Source organism: Arthrobacter sp. 35/47 (assembly GCF_000520475.1).
In the GTDB taxonomy this organism is placed as follows: Bacteria; Actinomycetota; Actinomycetes; order Actinomycetales; family Micrococcaceae; genus Arthrobacter_D; species Arthrobacter_D subterraneus.
In genome coordinates, this window is sequence record NZ_KI914618.1 from 109503 (window position 1) to 120880 (window position 11378).

Annotated in this window: 12 protein-coding genes, 1 tRNA gene and 1 pseudogene; 3 read left to right on the plus strand and 11 right to left on the minus strand. The window is 64.6% G+C overall.

All coding sequences use genetic code 11. The features are described 5' to 3' along the window. The 4 genes and pseudogenes from X803_RS22890 to gcvH all read right to left on the minus strand — a co-directional run. Nucleotides 1-74: pseudogene (locus tag X803_RS22890) on the minus strand (bifunctional nuclease family protein); the annotation flags it as partial. A gap of 9 nt (nt 75-83) precedes the next feature. Continuing rightward, nucleotides 84-833: a transcriptional regulator FtsR gene (locus X803_RS0115325; protein ID WP_051470809.1), complete on the minus strand. Its 750-nt coding sequence runs from the start codon at nt 831-833 to the stop codon at nt 84-86. An 8-nt stretch (nt 834-841) separates the two neighbouring features. After that, on the minus strand, nt 842-1321 hold the full coding sequence (locus X803_RS0115330; RefSeq protein WP_026545816.1) for an FHA domain-containing protein: 480 nt from the start codon (nt 1319-1321) through the stop codon (nt 842-844). Nucleotides 1322-1399: 78 nt separating this feature from the next. Next, nucleotides 1400-1786, minus strand: a complete 387-nt coding sequence (gene gcvH / locus X803_RS0115335; RefSeq protein WP_026545817.1) for a glycine cleavage system protein GcvH — start codon at nt 1784-1786, stop codon at nt 1400-1402. Nucleotides 1787-2001: 215 nt separating this feature from the next. On the opposite strand from gcvH, the gene X803_RS0115340 reads away from it, so the two are divergent. From X803_RS0115340 to X803_RS21165, 3 genes are all read left to right on the plus strand, one after another. Further along, nucleotides 2002-3051, plus strand: a complete 1050-nt coding sequence (locus X803_RS0115340) for an ATP-dependent DNA ligase (RefSeq protein ID WP_026545818.1) — start codon at nt 2002-2004, stop codon at nt 3049-3051. 105 nt (nt 3052-3156) lie between these two features. Then, nucleotides 3157-3798, plus strand: a complete 642-nt coding sequence (locus X803_RS21160) for a DUF6318 family protein (RefSeq protein WP_275450950.1) — start codon at nt 3157-3159, stop codon at nt 3796-3798. Nucleotides 3799-3989: 191 nt separating this feature from the next. Next, nucleotides 3990-4760 (plus strand): hypothetical protein, encoded by a 771-nt coding sequence (locus X803_RS21165; protein WP_051470811.1) that lies wholly within the window; start codon nt 3990-3992, stop codon nt 4758-4760. 10 nt (nt 4761-4770) lie between these two features. Here the strand turns inward: X803_RS21165 and ligD are convergent, their stop codons facing one another. The 7 genes from ligD to X803_RS20510 all read right to left on the minus strand — a co-directional run. Further along, a complete protein-coding gene (gene ligD / locus X803_RS0115355; RefSeq protein ID WP_026545819.1) occupies nt 4771-5793 on the minus strand; it encodes a non-homologous end-joining DNA ligase in 1023 nt (340 codons plus the stop codon). Between the two features lie 62 nt (nt 5794-5855). Then, nucleotides 5856-6695, minus strand: a complete 840-nt coding sequence (locus tag X803_RS0115360; RefSeq protein WP_026545820.1) for a siderophore-interacting protein — start codon at nt 6693-6695, stop codon at nt 5856-5858. A 106-nt stretch (nt 6696-6801) separates the two neighbouring features. After that, nucleotides 6802-6875: transfer RNA gene (locus X803_RS0115365), tRNA-Pro, on the minus strand. 206 nt (nt 6876-7081) lie between these two features. Further along, the gene (gene der, locus X803_RS0115370; RefSeq protein ID WP_026545821.1) at nt 7082-8614 is read right to left on the minus strand and encodes a ribosome biogenesis GTPase Der; all 1533 of its coding nucleotides are present in this window, start codon (nt 8612-8614) and stop codon (nt 7082-7084) included. Between the two features lie 16 nt (nt 8615-8630). Continuing rightward, nucleotides 8631-9329 (minus strand): (d)CMP kinase, encoded by a 699-nt coding sequence (cmk, locus tag X803_RS0115375; RefSeq protein ID WP_026545822.1) that lies wholly within the window; start codon nt 9327-9329, stop codon nt 8631-8633. Then, nucleotides 9326-10438, minus strand: a complete 1113-nt coding sequence (locus X803_RS0115380; protein ID WP_026545823.1) for a prephenate dehydrogenase — start codon at nt 10436-10438, stop codon at nt 9326-9328. Before X803_RS0115380 ends, cmk begins: the two co-directional genes overlap by 4 nt. A gap of 3 nt (nt 10439-10441) precedes the next feature. Then, a partial coding sequence (locus X803_RS20510; protein WP_084033846.1) for a pseudouridine synthase occupies nt 10442-11378 on the minus strand: 937 nt, incomplete at its 5' end.

An 11378-nucleotide genomic window follows, 5' to 3' on the forward strand; every position in this document is an offset into this window, starting at 1 on the left:
GTTTCCTTGAGCAGGACGAGGGGCTGATTGGACGGTAGTTCGATGCGAACGCCTACTACATCCATCTCGATCATGGCTGCCTCCTAGTTTTCCATCCGTGCGATCTGGCCCTGGACGAGGGCGCTGTGCAGGTTGAGGCAGAGCTCGCTGATCTCCCGGGCGGTCTCCGCCGCGCGGGCCTTGGAGGCGACGTCGCGGCGGGAGGCGACCGGCGCGACGACGCGCTCAACGAGACCGAGTTCACGATCTGCCGCAGCGCGGAACGGGCGGAGGTGCCGCGGCTCGATCCCGTGGGATTCCAGCTGGACGCAGGCTCGGGTCACCTTCAGGGCATGCTCGTCGAACCGGCCCTCGACTTCGGCGATCAGGCCGAAGGACATGAGGTCGCGGATCAGTTCCGGGCGAGCGCCGGCCTCGGCGGCGAGGGTTTCCCTGGTCAGGCGGCGTGCGTGCGATCCCAGCTCACGGGCCAGCTGGTCGGACACCATCCGCGGCCCGAGTGTGACGCCGCCCGGCAGGTTTTCGGGACGCTCTCCCCGGTCGATCGCGTCAAGGTAGTCCTTGATGACTTTCAGCGGAAGGTACTGGTCCCGCTGGAGGGCGAGGACAAAACGCAGCCGTTCGACGTCGACCGGTGTGTATTTCCGGTAACCGGCGCGGGTGCGCTGCGGGGTGATGAGCCCTTTTTCCTCGAGGAACCGGATTTTGGACGCACTGATCTGCGGGAAGTCCCCCGTCAGTTCGGTGAGGACCTCCCCGATATTCAGGACGTTCCCGCTGACGCGCTCGGGGGCTAGGCCCACGGGTCGCCGGGACGGCTGGGAGGAGGGCATGGAGGAGCCTAGGCCTGGCCCTGCGGCTGCGACACGCTCCCGGCGGCGTAGAAGGTGAGGCGGAACTTGCCGATCTGCACTTCGTGGCCGTTGCGCAGTACCACGGCGTCTACCCGGTCATTGTTCACATAGGTTCCGTTGAGGCTGCGCGAGTCGACCACCTGGAAGCCCTCCGGGCCGCGGCGGAATTCGGCATGCTTGCGCGAAACGGTCACGTCATCGAGGAAAATATCCGCATTGGGGTGCCGCCCGGCCGTGGTGACGTCCTCATCCAGGAGGAAGCGTGCACCGGCGTTGGGGCCGGAATGCGCGATGAGCAGCGCCGATCCTGCCGGAAGCGCTGCAACCGCGGCGAGTTCCTCGCGGGTCAGGCGAGGCTCAACGGAGGTTGAAGCGGTCTGGGGAGGCAGCCCGATGGTGGTTGTCTCAGGCGAGGGCACATGGGATCCCGAAGCGTCCTGTGCGGCTGCGTTGTTCTCGCCTACCATTATGAAAATCCTTCCCCAAAAACATGTGGCCAACCGGTTCCCCGGCTGGCCACCATTGGTTTGCCTGAGCCGGTGACTCTAGCCTACCTGCTGTGAGTATTCCGAAGAACTGAGAAGCTCCTCGACCACCGAGTTGTCCTCGACCTTGATTTCGAACAGCCAGCCATCACCGTACGGATCCGAGTTGATGAGGGCGGGGTCGCCGTCGAGCGCTTCATTCCGGGTGACCACCTCGCCGGTGAGGGGTGCGTAAATATCGCTGACGCTCTTGGTTGACTCCACCTCACCGACGACGTCGGAAGCGCCCACCTTGGAACCGGACTCCGGCATCTGGACGTACACGACGTCGCCAAGCGCGTCCTGGGCGAAATCAGTGATGCCGACACGGACAACACCGTTGTTGTCGGGCGCGGTGACCCATTCGTGTTCGGCGGTGTAGTAAAGGTCTTCGGGAATGTTGCTCATTGTCGGCCTTTCGTGGGCACCGGACGGATTGACTCTCACAAAGCGGTTGAACAAAGCGCGGCCCCTTCTCTTCCGATCGGGGGCCTCACGAACGAGTATAGGCACAGAGCCGGTGCCATGCGTCACCCTTTTCCGAAGGCTTTCCTGATGCTGTTCCCTGACGCCCGGGTGTGGCGTCCGTAGCCAATCGGCGGTTGATGAGACAGGATCAACGTATGAGCGACCTGCCGTTCCCCCTCCAGCCCATGCTCGCAAAAGCGGTCAGTGAAGTGCCCGCCGCGGACAGTGTGCCCGGCGGACTGCTCTACGAACCGAAATGGGACGGCTTCCGCGCCGTGATCCATGTTGAGGACGGCAAATGCGAGATCGGGAGCCGGGGCTCGAAGACGCTCACCAGGTACTTTCCGGAGCTGGTGGAGGCGCTGCTGGAGCACCTGCCCGAGCGGTGCGTGGTTGACGGTGAAATTGTGGTCCGTCGGGGAGAACCTGGTGCCGAACGCCTCGACTGGGAGGCCCTCTCGCAGCGCATCCACCCGGCCGACAGCAGGGTGAGGATGCTCGCCGGTCAGACACCGGCGTCGTTCATTGCCTTTGACCTGCTCGGGATCGATGACCACAACCTCCTGGAAGTGCCGTTCGCGGAACGGAGGAAGGCCCTGGAGGGCATCGCGGAAACGTTCTCGGAGCCGGTGCATCTTTCGCAGGTGACGGACGACGTCGAACTGGCGCGGCGGTGGCTCGTCGAGTTTGAAGGCGCCGGGCTGGATGGTGTGGTGGCGAAACCGCTGGCTGCCGCGTATGAGCCGAACAAGAGGCTGATGCTCAAGGTCAAGCACAAGCGCACCGCTGACGCAGTGGTGCTGGGATACCGCGTGCACAAGAGCGGTCAGGGCGTCGGCTCGCTGCTGCTTGGCATGTATGACGACGGCGGGGAGCTGCGGAACGTCGGTGGGGCCTCAGCGTTCTCCGACAAGCGCAGGCTGGAACTCGTGGATGAGCTGGAACCTGACGTCATGCGGGACGAATCCGGTGAGATTGTCCGTGGGGAGACGGACCGGAGCCGTTTCGCGTCCGCGAAGGATGTGTCCTATGTCCGGCTGCATCCGCGACGGGTGGTCGAGGTGCGGTATGACCAGATGGAGGGCGACCGGTTCCGGCACACCGTGCAGTTTGAGCGGTGGCGGCCGGACCGTGAACCGCGCTCCTGCACCTTCGAACAGCTCGAGATTCCTGTGGCCTACGACCTCAGCAGGGTCCTCGCCTAGCTTCATTACGAGGGGGTGTGGATAACCCCTGGCGTGTTACCCGACTCTGGTTAGGATGGTTGGCAGCTCACACGTAGTCGTAGGCTCTATTCGGTCGGGGAATTCATGATTCAGTCTCGCGTGGTGTGCGCCCTTGCCGGCGCCGCCCTTTCAGCTCTTGTGCTCGGCGGGTGCGCCGGTGGTGATCCCGGGGTGGCTCAGACGCCCGCGCCGTCAGTCCCGGCGTCTGCGACGGCTTCAGCGTTACCCTCTGCTGAGCCGACACCCACTCCCTCCCCTGCCTCAGCCGCAGGACCGGCCGTGAACATTCCGGTTCCGGAGAAGCCCGCGTTGGCGGACGAGAATTCGGTCGAGGGGCTTGAGGCGTTTACGGAGTGGTGGTTTGAGCTGCTGAATTACGCGCAGGCTACAAACGATTTCGAACCGCTTTGGGCGGTGACTGGATCGGAATGTGACACCTGTCGAAACGTCGAAGCGTCTACCGCGGATTCCTACGCTCACGAGGGTTGGATGCAGGGCGGTGACGTGACTATGAAGACATTCGACTCGAAGTTCGAAAAAACCACAAAGGGGACCTTTGAGTCTTACGTTACGACAACGCAGTCAGCGATTGTCGTCTACGACTCGGCTGGCAAAGTAATCGATGAAGTCGCAGCGTACTCAGAACCTGCAGTGAATCTCGCCATCGCGATATACGCGGACGGCGCGTGGGAAATGACAGACGTCGGATCTATCGAGGTGAATTGATGGGGGTCAAACGCACCTTTCTCAATGTCTCCTTTAGCCTATGCGTACTCCTTAGTGCGTTAGTCGTCTCAGTTGCGACCTCTATGGATGCAATAGCCGACAATTCGAGTGAGCGCGGATTTCGAGGCGGCACCGTCGTTTCGGACAGTCACAAGTCGGACCGTATTGCCTCGGACCAGCCCGGAAATCCGGTGAGCCATGTAGAACGCGCTCCCGCAAATTCCGGAGTGCGGGACTCAATCACCTACACATACGAACGAGTTTGCACCCAAGGTCGGCTGAACAACCTGGACCCTGCCGTATGCGTAACCCTGAACGCCGCGTGCGACGCTGAACCCGACGGCCAACTGGTCGAGTGGATTGCCATCGACAGCTCAACCAGTCCACCGTCGGAAACGCGGACCGGTGACAGATCCTGCCTCTACCCGGGCTCCCCCACGCCGGAGCCGCCGAACGGCGGAGAAGCTGCGGAGCCCGCCGTCGTCATCACACTGGAGGATTTCCAGAGCCAGCCGATCATCGCGGCGGCCGTCATCTCGGAGCCCAACAATTTCGGGCTCCTCGGCGGACACAACAATTTCTGGGCCGACGTGGAAGAGCAGGAGTTCGCTTTCGATACCCTCGGCGACCAGGTCCGCATCCGGGCATGGCCCGTGGCATACGACTGGAACTATGGCGACGGCGCCACAAAAACCACGCAAACCGCGGGGAACCCGGTTCCGGAAGTCGACTGGCTCCTGGTGGAAACACCCACCAGCCATGTCTACGGCGCGACAGGCGACTACAACCTCGTTCTCACCACACGTTTCAACGGTGATTACTCCGTCAATGGCGGGCCCTGGATTCCAATTGCCGGGCAAGCCGCGGTCCAGTCAGAACCTCACCTCGTGAGTATCTGGCGATCCGATAACCGGCTCGTCGACGGCACCTGCGCGGAGAACCCGTCCGCATGGGGCTGCTAGGAAAAGGAAACTACTTGTCCTTCTTCGCGCGGCTCGGCTGGACGCGGGGCGGCTCCCCGGGCATCTTCGGGTAGTCGGGCGGGAAGGGCAGCTCCCCCAAACCGGAATCCAGGTCGCGCTGCCACCAGCCGAGCAGGGTGTCGATGGTCCCCGGCTTCTCATGGAAAGCTGCCCACGGGTCCCCCACTGTCCGCAGCCGCCCCGGCACGGTCAGGATCGTGAAGTCTTTCGGATGCACCTTCTCCAATTCGTCCCAGGTGATCGGACACGAAACCGGCGCGTGTGCCAGCGCGCGCGGGCTGTAGGCTCCGGCAATGGTGCGGTCGCGATTCGCCTGGTTGAAGTCGACAAACACCCGCTCCCCGCGCTCCTCCTTCCACCAGGACGTGGTGACCTTGTCCGGCATGCGGCGCTCAAGTTCACGTGCAGCAGCGATCACGGCATGCCGGACATCGAGGAACTCGCGCACCGGCTCGATCGGTGCATATACGTGGATACCCCGGTTACCCGAGGTCTTGAGGAAGGCGTTGAGGCCGGCTTCCTCAAGCACTTTCCGAAGCTCGATTGCGGCCGGAACAGCGTCGTCGAAGTCGGTGCCGGGCTGGGGGTCCAGGTCGATCCGCAACTGATCGGGGTTATCCGAATTCTCAGCCCTGGAAGGCCACGGGTGGAACACCACGGTGTTCATCTGCGCCGCCCAGACGGCAGCGGCAGGCTCATCGATCACCAGTTGCGGGTGCGACCGTGCGCTGGGGTATTCAACCTTCACGGAGCGGATGTAGTCCGGCGCTCCTTTGGGAGGATTCTTGGAGAAGAACTGCTCGCCGTCGATGTTGTCGCCGAAGCGCTGCAGCGCAAGCGGCCGGTCACCATTGGCGGCAATGAACGCCTCACCGACGTCGATCAGGTACTTCGCCAGATCAAGCTTCGTCAACCCAAGCTCAGGCCACATGACGCGGCGTGGACTTGAAATACGTACTTCACGGGTGCCGTGCGGCCCATCAACGGATAAGACTGTCGCCTCGGATGCCATGGGTCCAACATACTCTGCAGGACCGCGCACGCACCCTGCGCGCCGCGCCGCCGTCCGTCGGGTCAGGCAGGAAGAACCTGACCGATCGGTTCACGCTTCTCGGCCTGGAATCTGTCTTCAGTGCGGCCGGCGGCCCAGTAGCCGGAGAGGGACAGCTGGTCCTTGCCCAGGCCCCGCTCCTTCAGAAAAACGTCGCGCAAGGCCTTCATCGATTCCCGCTCGCCGTGTGCAAACACCTGCACGCGTCCGCTTGGCCACCGGTAGTCCCTAACCGCGGCAGCGAGCAGCGCCCTCGTTGTGTCATCTCGAACCTCCCGGCGAATCCACCTGACCTCAACCCCAAACGGTTTCACCAGATCGACCCTGTCATCGGGACCTCCGCATTCCAGAAACGCCACACCGGCCGCATCTTCCGGCAGCGCTTCGAGGGCAGCGCTGATCGCAGGCAATGCGGATTCGTCGCCCGCAAACAGGTGCCAGTCGGCGGTCGGATCAGGAGAGTAGGCACCGTTGGGGCCCATCAGGGCGATCCGGTCGCCCGGTTTCGCCTGGGCAGCCCATGGTCCGGCAAGGCCCTCATCGCCGTGAACAACAAAGTCGACGTCGATGGTGCGGTCCGCCTGATTAATCCGTCTCACGGTGTAGGTACGGGTGACCGGGACGTCTTCCGCTGGAAGCTTCTCGCGCAGCGCGGCGAGATCATAGGGCGGCTCAAGCCCGAGCTCCGGTTTGGCGAAGAGGATCTTCACGTAGCTGTCGGTGACGTCCTTGGGCTGGAACTGCTCAAACCCGGGGCCGCCCAGCGTCACGCGGACCATGTGCGGCGTCACCCAGGAGGTACCCAACACATCAAAGACAAGTTGCGGTCTAGGGGGCTTTGTCTTCTGCTGAGCTGTGTTCATTCAACAAATTTCGCATGCCAAGGGAAGTTAACAGAATTGCTGTGGCGTGGCAGTGTCCGGAGAAACCAAAAAGGCCCCCGAAACCGAAGTTTCCGGGACCTTACGGTCGGGATGACAGGATTTGAACCTGCGACCCCTTGACCCCCAGTCAAGTGCGCTACCAAGCTGCGCCACATCCCGATCGGCACGGACCATTCCGTCCGAACCACCTAAAGAATCCTATCCTATCGCCCGCCCAACGACGAACTCGGCCCCGCCGGGCGAACAGGCAGAAACATCACCGTACCGGATCCCCCAGTTACCGGCGTCAGGAACCCCGGAAAGGCCTGAACACGCCGGTGAAGCGGCCAGAACGCGGGGAATCCGGCGCAGCAAACGAGGACCGGCTACTTCTTGCGCCCGCGCTTCTCGCGGACCCGCATGCTGACCTCGATCGGTGTCCCCTCGAAGCCGAACGTCTCACGGAGGCGACGTGTAATGAATCTGCGGTATCCCGGGTCCAGGAAGCCGGTGGTGAAGAGCACAAACCGCGGCGGACGGGATGACGCCTGCGTCCCGAACAGGATCCTCGGCTGCTTCCCGCCACGCAGCGGGTGCGGGTGCGCCGCAACAAGCTCTCCGAGGAAGGCGTTCAGCTTGCCGGTGGGGATGCGCTTGTCCCATGACTCGAGAGCGCGGTCCAGCGCGGGGACCAGGCGGTCCTTGTGCCAGCCAGTCTTCGCCGAGATGTTGACCCGCGGAGCCCATTCCACATGTGCGAGGTCCTGCTCGATTTCGCGTTCCAGGTAGCGGCGGCGTTCGTCGTCGAGCAGGTCCCACTTGTTGAAGGCGAGCACCAGCGCGCGCCCGGACTCGATCGCAAGGTTCAGAATGCGCACATCCTGCTCGCTCAGCACCTCGTCAACAGCGAGCAGGACGACGGCGACCTCCGCCTTCTCCAGCGCGGACTGCGTACGCAGCGAGGCATAGAAATCGGCACCCTGCGCCATATGCTGGCGCCGGCGGATGCCCGCGGTATCGACGAAGCGCCAGACCCGGCCACCGAGTTCGATCATCTCGTCCACCGGATCACGGGTAGTGCCGGCCAGCGGGTCAACGACAACCCGCTCGGTGCCGGCCAGCTTGTTCAGCAGCGAGGACTTGCCGACGTTCGGGCGGCCGATCAGCGCAACCCGGCGCGGTCCGCCGGAGCGCTCCAAACCGCCATGCTCGGAAAACTCCGGCATGAGTTCCACGGCCCTGTCCAGCATGTCCGCGGTTCCGCGGCCGTGCAGCGCCGACACGGGCATCGGCTCGCCGAAACCGAGCGACCAGAGCGCGGCGGCGTCGGCCTCGTTCTGGATGTCGTCTACCTTGTTTGCAATCAGGATGACCGGCTTCTTCTTGCGCCGCAGCATGCGGACAATTGCCTCATCAGTGGCGGTCGCGCCAACCGTGGCATCAACGACGAGCAGCACGGCGTCGGCGAGGTCGACGGCGGCCTCGGCCTGGTCGGCCACGCGGGCGTGGATGCCCCGGGCGTCATGCTCCCAGCCGCCGGTGTCCACCAGCGTGAAGTTGGTGCCGTTCCAGGTGGCCGAGTACATGACCCGGTCTCGCGTGACGCCTGGGGTGTCCTCCACGACCGCCTCGCGGCGCCCCAGGATCCGGTTCACCAGGGTCGATTTGCCCACGTTCGGCCGGCCGACGATCGCGAGGACAGGATCCAGCCGGACCGGGGCTTCGTCGTCGTAATCTCCCAACTCATGCGCGAGGAGGGCTGCGTCTTCCTCGTCCAGCTCATAGTCCTCCAGACCGGCGCGCAGGGATTCCGCCCGGCGCTCAGCCTCGGCGTCATCCAGAGCATGGATGTGCTCGGCTACGGAGTCCTCGCCCGTGGGCTCGTACTCTTCCTCAAGTTCGGTCTGGTTCTCGCTCATGGTGCGATCCTTCGTTTTATTGGTGGGCGACGGTGCGAACTACGTCGAGCACCGCCGTCACTGTCTGCTCAAAATCCAGGTCCGATGAATCAACGGTCACTACCCCGTTGGCGGCCTGCTGAAAATTAACCACGGACGAGTCCCTGGCATCACGTCCCAGGACTTGCCGCTTCAGCTGATCGGCGGTCTGGGATCCGCCAAGCTGGTCGCCGCGCCGCCGCAGCCGTGCTTCCTCACTCGCCGTCAGCAGGATGCGCACCTCGGCATCGGGTGCGACGACGGTGGTGATGTCCCTGCCCTCGGCCACGATGCGGTGGTGCGAGTCCGCAATGATCTGCCGCTGCCGGCGGATCAGCTCGGCGCGGGCGCCGAGCGTGGTGGCGACGGCGCTCACCGCCTGGGAGACGCGCGGCTCACGGATGGCGTCGGTGACGTCGATGCCGCTGACCAGCACCGACTCGGTGTCCGGCCGGGTGCTGATGGTCAGGTCGAGCTCGCGGGAGGCGCGTTCCACCGCGCCTGCGTCGGTAAGGTCGACGCCCTTCTCAAGACAGTGCAGGGTCACCGCGCGATACATGGCACCGGTGTCGAGGTAGGCCGCATGCAGCTGGCGGGCGGTCTCCCGGCTGACGCTGGACTTGCCTGAACCGGACGGTCCGTCGATGGCCACAACCAGGGACTTGCCCAACCGGAAGTGCGCAAGAGAAGCAGTCACTGAACAACCTTCCATCCGCGGCTCGTAAGAAAATCTGTGAGTTCATGGCGTTTGCCGGGCAGCACCGAGATCTCGGCCAGGCCGACCTGCCGCTCGGGCGAGTGCTCGAGCCGGAGATCCTCAAGGTTGATGCCGGTGTCACCGATTTCGGTGAGCAGCCGCGCGATCTGTCCCGGAACGTCATCCACCAGGACGGTGAGCCTGGCGAACGCCTCGGGCGGTGTGCCGTGCTTCCCCGGGATCCGCGCCTGCCCGATGTTGCCCTCGGCCATCAGCTGCGCCATATCGAGCCGCGCGCCATCTCCCAGCGGGTTCTCGAGCGTCCCGATCAACCGGTTCAGGTCTTCCCGCACGCCGTAAAGGATCTCCACCAGGCGGCCCGCGTTCGCGGACAGGATCTGGACCCACAGCCGCGGATCGCTCGCGGCGATCCGGGTGACGTCCCGCAGCCCGTTCCCTGCAAGGGAGAGCGCATGCGCCGGGGTGTCCTGCAGCCGGCTCGCGAGCAGCGAGGAAAGCACCTGCGGCAGGTGTGAGATGACTGCCACCGACTGGTCATGCTCTTCGGCGGACATCCGGGAGACAACTGCGCCCAAATCGATCGCCAGCGCCTCAGCGGTGCGCACCGCATCCGGGGCGCTCTGCCCGGAGGCGCAAATCACCCAGGGCATGGAAGTGAACAGTTCCGCGCGGGCCGCCACCGGTCCGGATTTCTCCCGCCCCGCCATGGGGTGGGTGCCCACATAACGCGGCAGCGCGGCGTCGTCCCCTGCTTCCGTCACAGCTTTCAGCACCGAATCCTTCACGCTGGCAATATCGACGACGACGGCGGCCGGGTAGGCTGCCAGCGCCTCGACCACCAGCGCACCGGTGACATCCGGCGGCGCCGCGACCACAACGAGTTCAGGGGCGAAGGCGGAATCCGAGGGATCAAGCGGCCGGCCGGCACCGATATCCTGGGCCACCGCCTGGGTGGACGGGGAGATGTCGGAGAGGACGACGTCGAGTCCACGGGCACGCAGGCCGAGCCCGATACTGGTGCCGAGCAGGCCGGTTCCGACGATCAGCACCGGCCCGGACAGGTGCGTGCCGCCGTTGGTTACGGTCATCGGCTACATCTCCACAGCGGCCAGGAGGTGCCCCACTTCCTGGCGGCCGAGAACGCGGATGCTGCCCTGGCGCTGATCGCCGACGCGGATGGGCCCGAACTGGGTCCGGACCAGGCGCTCGACGGGGTGGCCGACGGCGTCGAACAACCGGCGGACCACGCGGTTGCGGCCGGAGTGCAGCACCACTTCCACGAGAACGTGTCCCGGGGTGGAGTCAACGAGCTTGAAGGAGTCGACGCTGGCGATGCCGTCCTCGAGCTCGATGCCTTCCTTCATCTGGGCGCCGATGCCGTGCGCCATGGGTCCGCGGACCTGCACGAGATAGGTCTTGGGCACCTCGAAGGAAGGGTGGGTGAGCCGGTTGGTCAGTTCGCCGTCGTTGGTCAGCAGCAGCAGGCCCTCGGTGGCGGCATCAAGCCGGCCGATATGGAAGAGCCGCTCACCCTTGCGGTTCTTCAGGAAGTCGCTGATGCACGGGCGTCCTTCGGGATCCTCCATGGTGGAGACAACGCCCTTGGGCTTGTTGAACGCGTAGTAGACCATGGTCTCGTTGAGCTGCAGCCGGATGCCGTCCACGTGGATGGCTGCACTGGAGGGGTCGACCCGCACGCCGAGGTCGGTGACGATGGTGCCGTCCACCTCAACCCGGCCGTCGCGGATCATGTCCTCACACACGCGCCGCGAGGCGACGCCGGCGGAGGCCATGATCTTCTGCAGGCGGACGCCCTCGGGATTGTGGACGTCGAGCCGGTCAACGGGGGGAGCCTTGGGGCGGCGGGGACGGTGCACTGCACCGAGGTTTCGGCCGAACCGCTCCTTGCCGAACGGCGCTGCACCGGCTGATGCGCCACGTTGACCGCTGCGTGCTGCCTTCGGAGCGCCCTTGCTGCCGCCCCCCTTGGGAGCATCAGCACCGCGCGGGGCACCGTCACGCTTGGGC

Coding starts and splice junctions, on each gene's coding strand:
- X803_RS0115330 (WP_026545816.1), bottom strand. CDS start 1,321: ATGGTAGGCGAGAACAACGCAGCCGCACAGGACGCTTCGGGATCCCAT.
- X803_RS0115380 (WP_026545823.1), bottom strand. CDS start 10,438: ATGACCGTAACCAACGGCGGCACGCACCTGTCCGGGCCGGTGCTGATC.
- gcvH (WP_026545817.1), bottom strand. CDS start 1,786: ATGAGCAACATTCCCGAAGACCTTTACTACACCGCCGAACACGAATGG.
- der (WP_026545821.1), bottom strand. CDS start 8,614: ATGAGCGAGAACCAGACCGAACTTGAGGAAGAGTACGAGCCCACGGGC.
- X803_RS0115360 (WP_026545820.1), bottom strand. CDS start 6,695: ATGAACACAGCTCAGCAGAAGACAAAGCCCCCTAGACCGCAACTTGTC.
- X803_RS0115325 (WP_051470809.1), bottom strand. CDS start 833: ATGCCCTCCTCCCAGCCGTCCCGGCGACCCGTGGGCCTAGCCCCCGAG.
- ligD (WP_026545819.1), bottom strand. CDS start 5,793: ATGGCATCCGAGGCGACAGTCTTATCCGTTGATGGGCCGCACGGCACC.
- X803_RS21160 (WP_275450950.1), top strand. CDS start 3,157: ATGATTCAGTCTCGCGTGGTGTGCGCCCTTGCCGGCGCCGCCCTTTCA.
- X803_RS0115340 (WP_026545818.1), top strand. CDS start 2,002: ATGAGCGACCTGCCGTTCCCCCTCCAGCCCATGCTCGCAAAAGCGGTC.